The 16,700-nt window shown below is 62.5% G+C and carries 8 protein-coding genes; 3 read left to right on the forward strand and 5 right to left on the reverse strand.

The features are described from left to right. Positions 1-65 precede the first annotated feature (65 nt). A complete protein-coding gene (locus tag OKB87_RS22245; protein ID WP_270828547.1) occupies positions 66-1,247 on the forward strand; it encodes an aminotransferase-like domain-containing protein in 1,182 nt (393 codons plus the stop codon). A gap of 65 nt (positions 1,248-1,312) precedes the next feature. Here OKB87_RS22245 and OKB87_RS22250 read toward each other — a convergent pair whose 3' ends face one another. Further along, a complete protein-coding gene (locus tag OKB87_RS22250) occupies positions 1,313-2,845 on the reverse strand; it encodes an EAL domain-containing protein (RefSeq protein ID WP_270828548.1) in 1,533 nt (510 codons plus the stop codon). A 302-nt stretch (positions 2,846-3,147) separates the two neighbouring features. Here OKB87_RS22250 and OKB87_RS22255 point away from each other — a divergent pair, with 302 nt between their 5' ends. Next, positions 3,148-4,053, forward strand: a complete 906-nt coding sequence (locus OKB87_RS22255) for a TIGR01777 family oxidoreductase (RefSeq protein ID WP_270828549.1) — start codon at positions 3,148-3,150, stop codon at positions 4,051-4,053. Positions 4,054-4,146: 93 nt separating this feature from the next. Here the strand turns inward: OKB87_RS22255 and OKB87_RS22260 are convergent, their stop codons facing one another. Beyond that, positions 4,147-6,594: an ABC transporter permease gene (locus tag OKB87_RS22260; protein WP_270828550.1), complete on the reverse strand. Its 2,448-nt coding sequence runs from the start codon at positions 6,592-6,594 to the stop codon at positions 4,147-4,149. Positions 6,595-6,682: 88 nt separating this feature from the next. Beyond that, entirely contained in the window at positions 6,683-7,408 is a 726-nt protein-coding gene (locus tag OKB87_RS22265; RefSeq protein ID WP_252375830.1) for an ABC transporter ATP-binding protein, read from the reverse strand. Between OKB87_RS22265 and OKB87_RS22270 the strand changes: the two genes are divergently transcribed. Then, positions 7,407-8,006 carry an arylesterase gene (locus tag OKB87_RS22270; protein WP_011707238.1) on the forward strand — a complete coding sequence of 200 codons (600 nt, stop codon included), beginning with the start codon at positions 7,407-7,409 and terminating at the stop codon, positions 8,004-8,006. The two genes, OKB87_RS22265 and OKB87_RS22270, sit on opposite strands and share 2 nt — an antisense overlap. Before the next feature lie 83 nt (positions 8,007-8,089). Here OKB87_RS22270 and OKB87_RS22275 read toward each other — a convergent pair whose 3' ends face one another. Beyond that, complete coding sequence (locus OKB87_RS22275; RefSeq protein ID WP_017410908.1) at positions 8,090-9,034, reverse strand: chemotaxis protein CheV; 945 nt, start codon at positions 9,032-9,034, stop codon at positions 8,090-8,092. Positions 9,035-9,329: 295 nt separating this feature from the next. Further along, positions 9,330-16,574 carry a retention module-containing protein gene (locus OKB87_RS22280; RefSeq protein ID WP_270828551.1) on the reverse strand — a complete coding sequence of 2,415 codons (7,245 nt, stop codon included), beginning with the start codon at positions 16,572-16,574 and terminating at the stop codon, positions 9,330-9,332. Positions 16,575-16,700: the final 126 nt, after the last annotated feature.

The following is a 16,700-nucleotide window of genomic DNA, read 5'->3' on the forward strand; positions in this document are numbered from 1 at the left end:
TCTGATACAAACGGATAACTTGGCGGTCGAATGGAGCGACCGCTCACCATGCCAGAGAGAATCCTATGCAGCCGTTTTTTGCCCAGCGCTTCGAGAAGGTAGAGCCTTCCTTCATCCGCGAGATCCTCAAGGTCGCCGCCAATCCGGAGATCATCTCCTTCGCCGGCGGTCTGCCCAATCCGCACCTGTTCCCGGTCAAGGCCATCGACCAGGCCTGCCAGGACGTGCTGCGCGAACAGGGCGCCGCAGCCCTGCAGTATGCCGCCACCGAGGGCTTCGCCCCGCTGCGCCAGTACATCGCCGACCGCTATCTGGCCCGCCACGGCATGCAGGTCAATCCGGACAACATCCTCATCACCAGCGGCTCCCAGCAGGCGCTGGATCTGCTGGGCAAGGTGCTGATCGACGAGGGGCAGGATCTCATCATCGAGGAGCCGGGCTATCTTGGCGCCATCCAGGCCTTCTCCGTCTATCAACCGGCCTTCAAGCCCATCACCCTGGGTGAGGAGGGGCTGGATCTGGCGGCGCTGGATGTGCTGCTGGCGAGCGGCTCCAACGCCAAGCTGCTGTACGGCGTGCCCAACTTCCAGAACCCGAGCGGCGTCTCCTACAGCCGTGCCAACCGCGAGGCACTGGCGCAGCGGCTGGTCAGCCACGAGCTGCTGATGGTGGAAGACGACCCCTACGGCGAGCTGCGCTTCGAGGGCGAACACCTGCCCCCCATCGCCAAGCTGGCGCCGAACAATACCGTACTGCTCGGCTCCTTCTCCAAGACCGTCGTCCCGGCCTTCCGCCTCGGCTGGATGCTGGTGCCGGACTGGCTGCGCAAGAAGGTGACCATCGCCAAGCAGGCCACCGACCTGCACAGCAACGCCTTCAGCCAGCAGGTGCTGCACCGCTTCCTGATCGACAACTCGCTGGATGCCCATCTGGAGAAGATCAAGGAGGTCTATGGCCGCCAGCGTGCCGCCATGGAGGCCGCCCTGGCCCGTCACTGCCCACCCGGCGTCAGCTACACCCGGCCCGAGGGTGGCATGTTCCTCTGGCTGACCCTGCCCGCCAGTGTCAGCGCCATGGCGCTGTTTGACGAGGCGATCAAGGAGAAGGTGGCCTTCGTACCGGGCGCCCCCTTCTACGTGCGCCCCGAGATCCAGAACACCCTGCGCCTGAGCTTCTCCTGCGTGGATGAAGCCACCATCGAGGAGGGGGTCAAGCGTCTGTGCCGCGCCCTCGCCCGCATGCTCTGACCAGCCTCGGGGTGAAAAAAAACCAGCGACCTCGGTCGCTGGTTTTTTTATGCGCGCAAGTTGGCTCAGCCCTGTGCCAGCAGGCCGGCAAACTCCTTCATCGGCATCGGCCTGCCATACAGATAGCCCTGCAGGAAGTTCACCTGACGCGCCCGCAGATAGGCGGCTTGCACCTCGTTCTCCACCCCTTCGGCAACCAGCAGCAGACCGAGCCGGGTCGCCAGATCGATGACGTTCTCCACGATGTGGCTGGAGAGGGCATCGGAGCCGATCATGCCGACGAAGCTCTGGTCGATCTTGAGAAAATCCACCTGGAACTGCTGCAGATAGGTGAGGCTGGAGTGGCCGGTACCGAAGTCGTCGATGGCGATGAAAACCCCCAGCTGATGCAGCTCGGCAAACAAGCGGTCGGTCGTCTCGTCGGCCACGATCAGTTCCCGCTCGGTCAGCTCCAGCACCAGCTTGATGGGGTTATCCCGAAACGCATTGATGAAGTCGCGGCAATCCTCCAGCAGACTCATGTCCTTGCAGTGGCTGGCGCTGATGTTGAAGCCGAAGTGGAACCCTCTTGGCAGGCTATGCACTCGACCTGCGAACTGCTCGCGCACCTGCTCCATCAGCAGCCGGGTCATGGGCACGATGAGACCGCTGTCTTCAGCCAGCGGAATGAAGCGATCCGGCGAGATGAGGCCCTGGCGCGGATGCTGCCAGCGCATCAGCACCTCGCAACCGCTCCAGTGGGCGTCGTCACCGGTCACCACGGGTTGCAGATAGGGGATGAACTCCCGCTGATCCAGCGCCCGCCGCAGCTCTTGGGAAGGCGAAGTCGAGCGGCCGGCCAGCCAGTAGACCAGGCAGCCCGCCAGCAGACCCAGCAATGGGTAGATGATGAGGCTGGCCCGAGAGTAGCTCCAGATATGGCTGCCGTACTCGTCGTGGGAGAGATCGGTGACCACCCGAAACGGATACTTGCCGGAGGTCTGTTCCAGCGACCCCAGCGCCACAGGCGGCACCTCGTCGTGGATCTGGCCGTCGGCCAGCATGCTCTGCGCCCCGATCACCAGGGTCAGCGGCGAGTTGCGGCTGAGCATGTCGAGGATGTTGTGCAGGTAGTAGCCATCGATGCCGACCAGCACGCTGTACTCCCCCACCGGTTGGCGATAGACCACCAGAGGCCGCCCCGGCGTCACCGGGTTGCCCCGCATCAGATCCAGCTGGCCATTGGCATAATCGGCCAGCTTGAAGGGACCCTGATAGGGACCGTAGAGCGAGGAGCAGTAGACCACTTCCCCTTTGGCCAGGTTGACGGTGCGCACGTCCGGCACGGTCGCCACCTGATCCCGCAGCCCCTGCACCACTTCCTCGCAGGGGCGCCCCACGCTGCCCTGCACCATGGCCGCCGCCTGATGGGCGTGATCCAGGGTGCGCTCCAGCATCTCCCTGGCATGGAGCAGGCGCTCTTCGGCATCCTGCTTCATGCCGGCAAAGGTCTGCCAGGAGACGATCAATACCCCGAGCAGCAAGGGGAGCAGGCCGGCCAGCAACGCCGCCCCCAGCCTGGTATAAAACTGGCGCAACCTCAAACGACGAAACGGCATACCCACCCTCGCGGCAACGGTGAAAAAGCGGACGAGTCTACTCCTATCCCCTTCTCTGACAAGCCTTTCTGACAACTCTGACGGCAGAGCGGGGCGCTCTGACCAACACTATATCGCGTCTGCAGCGGGGCGACAGCGGCAGTCGCTGCCATCCCTTCGCATGTGCGCAGTGTTTGCTGCACGCCCCCTGGCGCGATGCGCCAGATGCCTGCTGTGACGATTATAATCTTTGCAAAAACAGCTGCTTGTTCATCTGGTGCCAGCCCACTAGAGTAGAGCCAACAGCGTCAGGGAGTCTGCATATGAAAATATTGATCACGGGAGGGACAGGCTTCATCGGTCGCCGTCTGGTGGCCCATCTCAAGGTGGCCCACGAGGTGCTGGTGCTGACCCGCCAGGGCAGCCGCGCCTATGATCTGCTCGGCCACGACGTCAAGCTTCTCGACAGCCTGGATCGGCTCGACAACCTCAACGACGTAGACGCGGTCATCAACCTGGCGGGGGAGCCCATCGCCAACGGCCGCTGGAGCGAGCGGCGCAAGCAGCTGCTGTGTGACAGCCGCTGGCTGCTGACCGAACAGCTGGTCGACTTGGTCAAGCTCTCCGATACACCGCCCAGGGTGCTGATCAACGCCTCCGCCATCGGCTGGTATGGCCGTCAGGGCGATGAGCCGCTGGACGAGCAGTGCCAGACTCCTCACGACGAATTCACCCATCAGCTCTGTCAGCAGTGGGAAACCCTGGCCCGCGAAGCCCGCAGCAAGCATACCCGGGTCTGCATCGTGCGCATCGGGCTGGTGCTCGGCCCCGACGGCGGTGCCCTGCCCAAAATGTTGCCTCCCTATCGTGTCGGCCTCGGTGGCCCCATGGGCACAGGGCACCAGGTCATGAGCTGGATCCACATCCAGGATCTGGTGCGCGCCATCCTGTTCCTGCTGGAGCACGACGAGTGCGACGGCCTGTTCAACGGCACGGCGCCACAACCGGTCAGCAACCGCGAGTTCAGCCAGACCCTGGCAGGCACCCTGCACCGGCCACACCTCTTCTTCGTGCCGGCCCCGCTGCTGCAGTTGCTGATGGGCGAAGCGGCCGATCTGCTGCTCACCGGCCAGAGGGTGCTGCCGACTCGTCTGCAGCAGGCCGGCTTCCACTTCACCTATCCGGCGCTGCCCCAGGCACTTGCCAATCTGCTGAGCACTGCCCGTTGACCGGGCTCATCAGCCAACCGGATAACAATCAGCCCGGCCATTGGCCGGGCTGATTGTTATTGCGCCTTGCGGCATCCGCACTGGATGCGGTGATCAGAGCAGGCCCTGCCCCAATCCACGCAGCCGATCGCTCAGGGTGCCTGCCAGCAGCTGGCGCTGCATGCCCTGCCCCGCCAGCGTCACCAGCACGGCCCCCAGCAGCGGCAGACCGGCCCAGATGGCCCAGTGGAATTGCCACTGTCCCTCGAACCACCACCACTGCAGGCCGAGGGAGCAGAGCTCGACTACCATGGCGGCGCACAGCCCCGCCAGCAGGCCGCTGGCAACCAGCTCCCAGCGCAGCATCTTCCTGAGCAGCTCGCTGCCGGCCCCCAGGGTGCGCATCAACAGCAGTTCACGGCGCCGATGGGCCATGCTGGCCTGGGTCTGGGTCAGCAGCACCAGCAACGCCGCCACCGTCACCAGCCCCAGCATCAACCCCAGCGCCCGGCTCACCTGATCCGATACCGCCGTCAGCCGCACGATCAAGTCGTCCACATCGATCAGGCTCACCGTGGGGTGCCGGCGGATCAGCTCCACTTCGGCCACCCGCCCCTGCTCCGGCAGACGATAGCTGCCGAGCCAGGTCTGGGAGGAGGGAGCCAGCACGTCCGGCGAGAAGATCATGTAGAAGTTGGGGCGCATGTTGTCCCACTTGATGGCCCGCAGACTGGTCACCTGCGCCTTGAAGCTGCGCCCCTCGATGGTGAAGCCCAGGGTGTCGCCGAGGGCAATGTCGAGCCGTTTGGCCAGATCCTTGTCTACCGATACCTGGCCGGGGCCATCCAGCCAGCGTCCTGCTGTCAGGGTATTGTCCGGCGGCAGGGTGGCGGTGGTGGTGAAGTTGAGCTCGCGATTGACCCCTTCGCGGCCATCTTCATCCGTGTCGCGCACCGCCTCGCTGGCGATGCTGATCAGCCGGCCGCGCACCATGGGGTAGAAGTCCGAGGTCACGGCCCCCGCCTGGCGCAGATCGGCCAGGATCCCCTCCCGTTCTCCGTCTGCCACGTTGACCAGGAAGCGGTTGGGGGCATCCGCTGGCAACCGGGCCGAGAACTCGCCGAGCAGGTCGACCCGCGCCGCCCACAGCAGACCGAACAGCATGAGTGCCAGCGCAAAGCCCGCCAGTTGGAACAGACCGCTGCCCCGCTCGCGGGAGAGATGGCTGATGGCCAGCCGCAGCGCGTGGGGCCCCTGCACCCGGCGCCCCAGCCGCAGCAGCAAGGAGGCGATCAGCGCCAGCAGCCCCATCAGCAAGCCCATGCCGCCGATCAGCCCCAGCGCCAGGGTCGCATCGGCGGTGAAGCCCCACACCAGCCCAAACAGGCCGAGCAGCGCCACCGGCAACGCCAGCCAGGGCGGGATCCCCGCCTCCAGCTCGCGCCGCAGTACCCGCAGCGGCGGCACCTTGAGCAGACGCAGGAAGGGCACGAAGGCCAGCAACAGGGTGATGAAGAAGGCCACCGCCAACCCCAGCGCAAAGGGTCGCCACGACGGCGGCGGTAGATCGGCTGGCAGCAGGTTGCCCAGCAGGTGCAGGGTCAGCCACTGCATGGCGCTGCCCGCCACCAGACCGAGCAGGGCGCCGACCAGCGTCAGCGACAGCAGCAGGGTGCCCATCAACTGCCAGAGCGAGCGGCGGGAGGCCCCCAGGGTCTTGAGCAGCGCCACCATGTTGGTCTGGCGCTCGGCGAAGTGACGCACCGCAATGCCCATAGCCAGCGCCCCCAGCAGCACTCCCGCCAGGGAAGCGAGCCGGAAGAAGCGCTCGGCATTGGCCAGCGAGCGGCCCACCTGGGAGCCCTGGTCGTCCGGCTTGATCAGCTTCTGCCCCGCCTTGAGTCTGGGTTTGAGCCAGCGTTCATACTCGGCCACCTGCTCGCGGGAGCCCTTGAACAGGTAGCGCCACTGCTGGCGGCTGCCCGGCAGCAGGGCTCCGGTCGCCTCCACATCGGCGCTGTGGATCAGCGCCCGCGGCGCCAGCAGGAAGGGGCTGAAGCCCTGATCCGGCTCCTGACCCAGTACCCCCGCCACCTTGAGCACCGTATTGCCCACTTCCAGCTCATCCCCCGGCTTGGCCGCCAACAACTGCATCACCCGGGCCGAGAGCCAGATCTCGCCAGGCGCCGGGGTGCGCTGGGGGCTCAGCTCCAGCTTGCCGTAGAAGGGGAAATTCTCGGGCACGGCGCGGATGGAGGCCAGTTGCAGGGCATCGCCATGAAACAGCATGCTGTTGAAGCTGACCGTGGTCTGCACCGCCAGACCCGCTTTTGCCGCCTGCTCGAGCCAGGCGGCCGGCGCCGGCGTGGCCGAGCGCAGCACCCGGTCGGCACCGATAAAGTCGCGGCCGGAGGCTTTGAGCCCGGCATCCAGCCGATCCGCCACCAGGGCCACGCTCAGCACGCAGGCCACGCTCAGCGCCAGCGCCAGCACGAACCAGCGCAGCTCGCCGTTGAATCCTTCCCGGCGCAATAATTTGAATCCCAGTCGCCATTGACTCATGACGTGCTCCTCACCTGCGCCAGTCCGGGCAGCCCCTTGTCATTGACGCCTTCCCCACACCATAACTTGATTCCCAGTCGCCACTGACTCATGACAGCTCCCTGACTCTTGCTGCAGAGACGGCTTCGGATGCTGACGCAGCCGCCGCCAGCCGTCCTGCCGCCATCACCAGCTGCCGCTGGCAACGCTGAGCCAGCTCGTGATCATGGGTCACCACCACGAGCGTGGTGCCATGCTCGCGGTTGAGCTCGAACAATAGCTCGATCACCCGTTCCCCGGTCTTGCTGTCGAGGTTGCCGGTGGGCTCATCGGCCAGCAGCAGGCTGGGCCGGGTCATGAAGGCCCGGGCGATGGCGACCCGTTGCTGTTCACCGCCGGAGAGGCGCGGCGGCAGATGGTGCAGCCGCTCGCCGAGGCCGACCGCCGCCAGCAGCTCGCGCGCCCGCGGCTCGCAGCGGGTCTCGCCACGCAGCTCGGCAGGCAGCATGACGTTTTCCAGCGCGCTCAGGGTAGGCAGCAACAGGAAGGACTGGAACACAAAGCCGACCTGCTCGGCCCGCAGCCGGGCACGCCCCTCCTCGTCCAGCTGCAACAACGACTGGCCGAGGATCTCGATATCCCCCTGGCTCGGCAGATCCAGCCCGGCCAGCAGCCCCAGCAGGGTGGATTTACCGGAGCCGGAAGCACCGACCAGCGCCACTGTTTCGCCACTATTGACTTGCAGGTCGATCCCTTCAAGGATGGTGAGGCTTTCCTGGCCCAGGCGCACTGTCTTGCCCAGGCCCTTGACGTTGATAATGGGAGTTGAATTCATGACGCGTTTCCTGTTTGCCTTGTGCTGCCTGGTGTCATCGGTGCAGGCCCAGACCCTGCTGGTACTGGGCGACAGCCTGAGTGCGGGTTATCAGATGCCGGCGGAGCAGAGCTGGCCTGCGCTGCTCAATCAGAAATGGCAGCAGCAGGGGGGTAAACATCAGCTTATCAATGCCAGCATCAGTGGTGAAACTACGCAAGGGGCGCTGGCCAGATTGCCGGCCCTGCTCAAGGAACATCAACCGGACTGGGTGCTGATCGAGCTGGGTGGCAACGACGGGCTGCGCGGGTTCGCACCGGCCATCACCCGGGACAATCTCACCAGGATGGTGGCACTGACCAAGGCGCAACAGGTAAAAACCGTGTTGACCCAGATCCAGCTGCCCCGCAACTACGGCGCGCGCTACCTGCGCCAGTTCGAGCAGATCTTCCCGGAGCTGGCCAGCGCCAATCAGCTGCCGCTGATGCCCTTCTTTATGGATGATATTGCGCTGCGCCCTGAACTCATGATGAACGATGGCATCCACCCCACCGCCGCCGCCCAGCCGCAGATCCGCGATCGGGTAGCCAGCTTCATCGAGCCACTGCTGACCCAGTGATCCCGGTGTCATGGCCTTGCCTATCTTCCGGGTTCCAACCCCAATAAAAATCCCGCCAAGGCGGGATTTTTATTGCTCCTGTCTCAGCGTTCCAGGATCTGGCGCAGCCGCTCCTGGGCCACCCCGACCAGCAGGTCTGGCTGGAACTTGGAGATGAAGCGATCACAGCCCACCTTCTTGACCATCGCCTCGTTGAAGTTGCCGCTCAGCGAGGTGTTGAGGGTGATGAAGAGATCGGACATGCGGGCATCGCTGCGAATTTCGTGGGTCAACCGGTAGCCGTCCATCTCCGGCATCTCGGCATCGGTGATCATCAGCAGGATCTCGTCGGTCACCTTCTTGCCCGCATCGCACCACCCCTTGAGCAGATTGAGCGCCTGCAGGCCATCCTGGCATTCGATCACTTCCAGCCCCAGCTGGCCCAGGGTCTCGCGCACCAGATTGCGGGCCGTGCTGGAGTCGTCGACGATGAGCACCTTGCGGCCATGCATTTCCGGCAGGATCTCTCGATCCAGCACCTCTTCCGAGATGCGGATGTCATAGGTGATGATCTCGGCCAGCACCTTCTCCACGTCGATGATCTCGACAATCTGATCCACTCCATCCTCGGGAATGCGGGTGATGGCGGTCAGGTAGTTCGCCCGCCCGGCCGAGCGCGGCGGCGGCAGTATGTCCTTCCAGGTCATGTTGACGATGTTGGCCACTTGCCCCACCAGAAAGCCCTGAATGGTGCGGTTGTATTCGGTAATGATGAGGTTGGACTCGGCATCGATGGGCATGGGGCGCATGCCGATGGCGCTGCGCAGGTTGATCACCGGAATGGAGGTGCCACGGATGTTGGCCACCCCGCTGATGTTGTGGTGCGCTCCCGGCATCTTGTTGAGATGGGGCAGCTTGACCACTTCCCGCACCTTGAACACGTTGATAGCAAACAACTGTTGGGATCCCAAACGGAACATCAACAGCTCCAGGCGGTTCTCCCCTACCAGCTGGGTACGTTGGTCCACTGAATCCAATATGCTCGCCATATAAAGCCCTTACGTCCGTTGCCCGAGTCTCGCCATAGTATAGAAGGGTCAGAATCCCAACACGACCCGTATTCTTATCCTATGTCGGCCAGATGATGCAGGAACTTGATAAAAAAAAGCGAGACCCGGCTCGCTGCCAGGCTCTCTTCAAGCTTGTCAGTAACCATTCGCTCACAATTCTCTGTCGACGGTGATACGACCTTGATTATCCGATGAAAATCAGCGCCCCCTTCAATCCCATGACATAAAAAAAGCGGCAGATGAATCTGCCGCTTTTTGCCTGGGGTCGACCGGATTACTTGTCGATATCCAGCATGTTGTTGTTGAGCATGTAATCGATCACCTGGGACGAGGTGGCCGACGCGCTGCCGGTGAGGCTGTCGAACGTGTGGTTCATCAGCACTATCTCCTGGGTCACGGGGGCGGCGCTGCTCTCCTTGACCTGCAGGTGAACCCCTTCGCTGTCCTGAAAGACCGAGAGCAGGCTCTTCAGATCGTTCTGGTTGCGAGAACCATCGTGATCCAGCAGGTCGCTCAGATCCAGCTTGTCACCTTCCGCCTTGGAGAAGTCGACCACGTAATCCTTGGCCACGCTGCCCGCAGTGGTATCGCCCTGCAGCCAGGTGAAGGTATCGGCGCCGCCATCCCCCTTGAGGATGTCATTGCCCAGCCCGCCGACCAGGATGTCATTGCCCAGACCACCGCTCAGGGTATCGTCACCGCTACCGCCGTACAGGGTGTCGTTGCCGCTACCGCCGTACAGGGTATCGTTGCCACTCTCGCCGTACAGGGTGTCGTTGCCGGCACCACCGAACAGGATGTCGTTGCCGGCACCGCCGAACAGGAAGTCATCGCCACCCTGACCGAACAGGATGTCGTTGCCATCCCCGCCGATCAACACATCCGCCTTGTCATTGCTGGAGGACTGATCGAACTCGCTGGCATGATCCGTGATGTAGTCATGGACCTGGGCATCGGTCACCGAGCCTGCACTCAGCTTGCCGGCCACGTACTGCTTGATGGCCGCGTAGCCTTCACCATTGATGCCGGCGAAGTGGATGGCATCACCGAACAGGATGTCGTCACCGGCACCGCCGTCAATCCGGTCGCTGCCCGGCAGGTTGTTCACCGAGGTGCCCAGGATGGCGTTGGCCAGGTCATTGGCAGACACGTTGGACTGCACAATCTGGTCACTGTCGAACAGCTTCAGGGTATCGATGGAGACGCTGCTGCCGATGCCGATCGCTTCCAGTGTAACCTTATTGGCCAGCAGAAGCGGCAGCACAGCCAGCGCGTTTTGCAATGCCCAGTAGTTGCTGTCATAGGAGGTCGAGATCTCGAAGGTTCCATCCCCCTGCGCTTTCAAGGTTCCGATGGAGGTCGAGCTCCACTTGTTGTTATTGCCCTGCGACCACTTCTGAACATTGCCGTTAGCGTCGATCAATACCCGGTTGATGCCGCCGATGTTGGCGTAGAAGACTTCACCCGGCACATAGTTGTTGACGTTGACCAATGAATCGAGACGCTCGTTGGTCTTCGTATTCACGATCGGGTTGGTATCTTCATAGTCGTAATAGGTGTTTGGTGCCCCATCAGTAATGAAGTACGCCAAGTTCTTCGCGTTGGTGTTGTTCTTGGCGGTGTCGCTGTTGAACCAGTTGGAGGTAGTCTTGAGCGCATCCTCGTAGTTGGTCGCCCCACCGTTCCAGCTACTGCCGTCCATGCTGTCGAGCACGGCCTGCAACTTTGCCAGTACATTGGGGTCCTTCAAGTCCACGCTGATGGACTTGTTGGCCTGACTATCGAAGTCCACTAGGAAGATATTCACCTTGCCCGCCCCTTCAGTACCAGCACTGGTCTTGAGTGTTGCAAACACCTGTGCCAGCTGGCTCTTGATGGTGTTCATGGCACTGGTACCGATACTGCCCGAGCTGTCGACCATAAAGGCGATGTTGTAGTTCTGGCCCGGCAGTACCACGCTGCCATCCAGATCCCCAACCACGATATTGTGCTCGTTGCCATAGGCGCGGTTCTGATCGCCCGGCTCCCCTTCGGTGGAAAGGAAGTAGCTCATGCGGATCGAATCCTGATCCGATGCACTGCTGGTCTGATCGGTCGCCACTTCCTTGGCGATGGCTTCTACCTTCAGGTCGAACTGGCCGGCACTGCTGCCCGGTACCCGCAGGGTCAGGCCGGTCAGCTTGACGTCCAGCGCGCTCTGGTTCCACAGACCGGTCAGCGTCAGCTTGCCATCGGCCCCCACTGTGCCGAGCACGGTGGAGCCCTGATAGAGAGTCGACCCCGTCGGCATGCCAGTCAGCACCAGGCTGTCTAACTGTTCGCTGCCATCCCGGTCGGTCAGGGAAGCGCTGATCTCGAGCGGATAATCCACCAAGCTGGGCGGTACCGCCGACAGGGTGCCGTCGGTCTGGTTGAACTGGTAGATGCCGTCATCAAACTGCACCAGCTCGATGTCGTAGAGCGACTTGCTGATGGTGACGCCGTTCTCCTTCACCAGGAAGTTGAAACCGCCGTCACTCCTGCGCTCGATGACATAGTTGGCACGCGAGCCCATCAGTACGGCCAGGTCGGTACCGGCATCCCCATGCAGGGTATCGCCACCCAACCCAGCCACCAGGATATCATCACCTGTGCCACCAGTTAGGGTATCGCCGGATACCGAGTTACCGCCGACCAATACATCATTGCCCGCACCGCCGACGAAGTAATCGCCGCCCCCCTTCACGCTGACGATGTAGTCGTTGCCGCTGGTCCCCACCACGCTGTCCTGAGTGGTGGTACTGTCGGTAAAGCTGCTGCTGATGCCAAAGTTGCCCTTGTTGAAGTTGCCGCTCTGGAACGCCCCGGTGGAGATGCCGGACGACGGGTACTGGGTATAAAGCGGGACGCCGTTGCCCGTCAGGCTGATGTCGACCACCGGCTTGTCCGCGACCGCCGTGATATCGATCACCAGCTTGCCGTTGTTGCTCAGGTTGGCGCCGTCGCTGATCTGGTAACCAAAGCTGGCGTAATCACCCTGCAGGTTACCGGTCACGACGCCATTGCCGTTGCTGGCATTGGTGCTCGACTCGTTGAGGCCTGGCACGAAGCGCAGGTGGCCGCTGTCGATATCGGCGTAGGAGACAAGATCCCCCACCTTCACCGCAATCCACTGGCCGGCGGCGTTCAGGTACTCCAGCTTGCCGTTCAGCGGCAGGCTGTTGATCTGCACGCTCAGGTCAGAAGCGGCCTGATCATCGCTGGCACCAAACTGGGCCCACTTCAGCACCAGCGGCGTGTCTTCCTTGCCGGTACTGTAGCCACCCGTGGTCACTGGCGCACGATCGTTGTCGATGATGGTACCGATGCCGTTCTGACCACCCACGGTCACGGTCAGGGTCTCATTCGCTTCGACCAGACGATCGTCCACCGTCGGGATGGTCACGGTAAAGCCCGACACCCCGGCCGGCACGGTGATCTTGCCGGTGGTGCTGTTGTAGGTCACCCCGTTGCTGAACTGGGCCGCACTCCAATCCTGAGGGGCTGCGGGGTTGTTGCCGCTGCCCTTGATGCCGAAGTCATACTGGGTCGCTTCCTGGGTCGCATCAGAGAGTGTCACCGTGTGCAGCAGGTTGCCGCCTTCGGCCGCACTCTCGCTGGAGACCGACTGTACGATAGGCGTAAACAGCGGCTTGGTTGCGAAGGAGCCCGGGCTGTAGTCGCCGTCGCCATCCACCACCTTGATCTGGAAGTCGATGTCGCCATCTCCCAGCGGCTTGGACATGTTCTGATACTGGAAGAACTCCCACTTGCCGGTGGCCGGGGTAAATTCCAGACGGAACACCAGAGTGCCATCGCTGGCCTTGCCGACCAGAGTATTGGCCGATTCCATCGTGGTGGTGATCAGCTTGCCGGTCGCCGTGGTCAGCCCGGTCTCGGTAGAACCGACCAGCTGCATGTAGCCCTTGCCGTCGGCGCCCCACTGCGGGGTGACCGTGCCGGAACCGTAGGCGATGGCCGGCGCCGTGGTGGCACCGAGGAACTCGATGCTCTTCACGGTGAAGTCACTGTTGTCGGCATAGAGGCCATTACCATTGTTGGTGGCCTTGATGACCATGGTATCGAAGCCACCCTGCTGCACCTGGAAGTTGCCGGCATAGTCGCCACCCGCCGCGTTGGAGCTGAAGGTCTGGGTACCGATCAGCACGCCGCCGCGGTAGAACTCGACCACACCGCTCTCCAGCTCACCACCGAACATTTGGCTGAACTTGATGTTGGCGCCATAGGCCACCTTGCCCGCATCCAGCTTGACGATCAGCTGCTCGGAGGCAGAAGTACCGTTTGCAAAGTGGCGGAAGTCCACCTCATTGGCGAGGTTGTGGTTCGGTGAACCGACGCTGGAAACCCCCAGGCCGGCGCTGGAACCATTGACATTGGCCATCGTCAGGGCCGAGTTGGTCGACGAGGTAAAGCCCAGCGCTGTGATGCTGAAACCGCTCACGTTCAGGGTCGTCTGGTTGCTGCCACTGTACTTGGTCAGATCAAACAGGCCGGTCAGGGTATCCGGGATGTTGGTCTTGATGACGGACACGGCCGCGGCATCGCCAGCTATCGGTGCATCATCCTCGACGGTGACATCCAGCTTGCCCTTGGTGACGCCGCTGCCATCGGAGACCTCCACGTCCAGCTGGAACGACAGCTTGTCTTCCGAGGTCGTATCCCCGTGGTCGAGGGGGTCCTTGAGGGTCACGTCATAGGTCCACTCTCCCTTGCCGCTGGCATTGGGTGCCGTCAGCTTGACCTCGACCACCGCCTTGTAATCGGCGCCGCCAATCGCTCCCGTATAGCCGACCAGCATCTTGCTACTCGCATCCCAGTTCCACTGCACCTTGGCACCACCAGACGTCAGCCCGGCCGGTCCGTTCAGGGAAATGTTGAGCGTGCTGCTGTCGATGTCGCCCACCGAGAGGGTACCGGATGCCTTGATGGCGTTGGTGGTATCCGGGTTGCCGATCGTGTCGGCAATGCCATTTGCCAGCCCCTCTTCAGAGACGACAGCCCCGTTGGAGATGGTCAGCGTCGGCAGATCGTTGACCGCATCCACCTTGATGGTCACGGTCGCAGGGCTAGCATCCACGGCGCCATCGTTGTCCACAGCCGCATAGTTGAAACTGGTATTGCCGTTCCAGTTGGCATTCGGAGTGAAGGTGAGCTTGCCAGCGTCCGCTACCGCAATGCTCTGATCCACCGTCACCGCTACCCCGTTCAGATAGAGGATGCCGTTGGCAGGCAGGCTCTTGATGGTGAAACTCACCACGCTGCCATCGATATCGCTGCCACTGAGGGTCGGGATGGCGATACTGGTTGCATCTTCCTGACCATTTGCCTGTTTATTCGCAGTCTCCGGCGCTTCATTCAGGATCTGCGCGTTGTCGCTGCCCGGCAGGGAGACGTTACCCGCCTTGTCGGTCTGGGTCGCCGTCACAGTCAACGACTTGCCGTTGGCCGGGGTCGTTTCCGTCCAGCTGATGGTGCCATTGTTGTAAACAAAGCCGCTTGCCAGCTGCCCGCTTGCCAACATCAGCACACCATTCACCAGCTTCAGCTCTACCGAGCTTTCGGTGCCGCCGTTATTGATGGTCAAGGTGACCTTGCCACCTGCAACCAGGTCACTATTGCTGACCTCGGCCCTCACCTGGATCTGATCATTACCGATCTCTCCTTTGGTCAGCAGCTGGTCGTTGTTGGAGTCATCCACTATGACCACGCTCGGCGCCGGGGCCGCCACGTTGTCCACGCCCGCCTTGTCTTGAGCAACCTCGGACGGGTTGCCCGCCTGGTCGGTTACCTGCGCCGTGACCTTGACCTCGCTCGGGCTGCCGCTCACCGGCACTTCCACGTTCAGGCCATCTTTGAGCATCTCGGCAGTCACCTTGCCGCTGAACAGCTCGACACCCGCACCATTGGTCACAACCAGCAGATCACCCACCTGAGTACCGGTACTCAGCGTCACCTTGGCGGTCACGCTGTTGTCGCTGCCAATCTCGTCCTTGTTGTAGACGTCGTCGCCACCGGCACCTTGCAGTTCCACGGTCGGCGCCGGGGCCGCCACGTTGTCCACACTGGCGCTGTCGCTGCCGCCAGTCCCCTTGTTGTCGGCGAGATCGGTGTAGCTCTCCGGTTTGACGGTGACGGAGGCAGTGCCTTCAAAGTTCGCGTCCGGGGTGAAGATCGCGCTCCAGGTCTTGCCGCCGTCGCTGCTGGTCAGCCCGGTCACAGTGCCGCCCACCACAGTCAGATCAGCAAGCTCGAACCCGGTCACCTTCTCGCTGAAGGTGAAGGTGACTTCGCTGGTCTCGCCCACGGTGAGCTTGTCGTCAACCAGATTCACCACCACTGTAGGCGCCTGGGTGTCGACCCCGTACCCTTCTTTGTCGGTGGCGGTGGTGCTGTTGCCCGCCGCGTCGGTGGTGGTCACGCTGGCGTCAATGGTCTTGTCGCCATCGGCCACCAGGTCGCTGCCCGGCACGTTGATGCTGAAGGTCTTGTCCGCCAAGACCAGACCGGTGAAGGTCTTGCCGTTCACGGTCAGGGTAACGGTGTCGCCCACCTTCACGTCGCCGCCCACCGTGCCGCTCACCGGGATCTGCTGACCGGCTTCGGCCGCGTTGATCACGTCGTCCGCAGTGATGTTCTCATCCAGGGTGATGGCCAGGTCCGGGGCTGTACTGTCCACGCTGCCGTCATCGGTCGCGGTGCCGGTGTTGCCGGCCGGATCGGTGACGCTGGCTGTCACTGTGTAGGAGCCATCAACCAGCGGAGTGGTCACGTCCACGCTGAAGGTGCCATCCGGATTGACGGTGGTGATCAGGGTTTGCTGGTTGCCATTGGCATCGGTCACCAGCAGGGTCACGGTACTGCCGGCGTCGGCATCCGTGGTTCCGGTGATGGTCGGTGTCGTGTCGTTGGTATTGTCAGGTGCGGAGACGGTGATCACCGGCGGGACGAGATCAATCAGGCGATTCTCTTCACCCGGCAGTGCATCAGCGATCACGCCGGCATCGGTCTGGTTGGCCGTATCAAAACCGGCCGCTGCTATGGTGGCATCACCGGTACGATCGATGGTAACGAAACCACCATTGCCACTGGCGCCAGCCACGCCACCAATGCCACCACCACCGGCGGCAGGCGCCCCACCTGCGGCAGATGCTTCAAATGCCTTGGTCGGGTCGGCGCCACCCAGGATGGCCTGCTGCAGGGCCGCGATGTCATTGGGATTGCCGGACGGCACATTCTGGGCAAGCTGCGGCTCTTGAGACGTTTCATCCTCAACCTGCTGCTCGTTGGTCGGGCTCAGGGTGAAAGTCTGGTTGCCGCCTTTGAAGCTGGCGCCTTCAGGAGTGATCAGTACCGCATCCTTGGGCAGGATATCGCCTTCGGCGAGCTGCTTCTGGCTGCCATCAGCGGCCACCAGGTAAACCTTGCCTTTCAACTGGGTAACGACGACGTCCTGATCCAATGCGATATTGTGGCTGCTCATGTTCTCTCCTGAATCTCTATTGGCATGCAATATTCCACCGTCTAATGTGCCCGCGAATGGCGCCGGAAACCAGTTAGAAAATTCGAATGGATAGACTGATTTGAGGCTGGAACAGTCGGTTAAACA

This window comes from Aeromonas sp. Y318-1, from assembly GCF_027706125.1.
Lineage (GTDB): Bacteria > Pseudomonadota > Gammaproteobacteria > Enterobacterales > Aeromonadaceae > Aeromonas > Aeromonas hydrophila.

What these genes read in the sequence shown, in the direction of transcription:
- OKB87_RS22245 (WP_270828547.1), top strand. Translation starts at nt 66, where the DNA reads ATGCAGCCGTTTTTTGCCCAGCGCTTCGAGAAGGTAGAGCCTTCCTTC.
- OKB87_RS22265 (WP_252375830.1), bottom strand. Translation starts at nt 7,408, where the DNA reads ATGAATTCAACTCCCATTATCAACGTCAAGGGCCTGGGCAAGACAGTG.
- OKB87_RS22260 (WP_270828550.1), bottom strand. Translation starts at nt 6,594, where the DNA reads ATGAGTCAATGGCGACTGGGATTCAAATTATTGCGCCGGGAAGGATTC.
- OKB87_RS22255 (WP_270828549.1), top strand. Translation starts at nt 3,148, where the DNA reads ATGAAAATATTGATCACGGGAGGGACAGGCTTCATCGGTCGCCGTCTG.
- OKB87_RS22250 (WP_270828548.1), bottom strand. Translation starts at nt 2,845, where the DNA reads ATGCCGTTTCGTCGTTTGAGGTTGCGCCAGTTTTATACCAGGCTGGGG.
- OKB87_RS22270 (WP_011707238.1), top strand. Translation starts at nt 7,407, where the DNA reads ATGACGCGTTTCCTGTTTGCCTTGTGCTGCCTGGTGTCATCGGTGCAG.
- OKB87_RS22275 (WP_017410908.1), bottom strand. Translation starts at nt 9,034, where the DNA reads ATGGCGAGCATATTGGATTCAGTGGACCAACGTACCCAGCTGGTAGGG.
- OKB87_RS22280 (WP_270828551.1), bottom strand. Translation starts at nt 16,574, where the DNA reads ATGAGCAGCCACAATATCGCATTGGATCAGGACGTCGTCGTTACCCAG.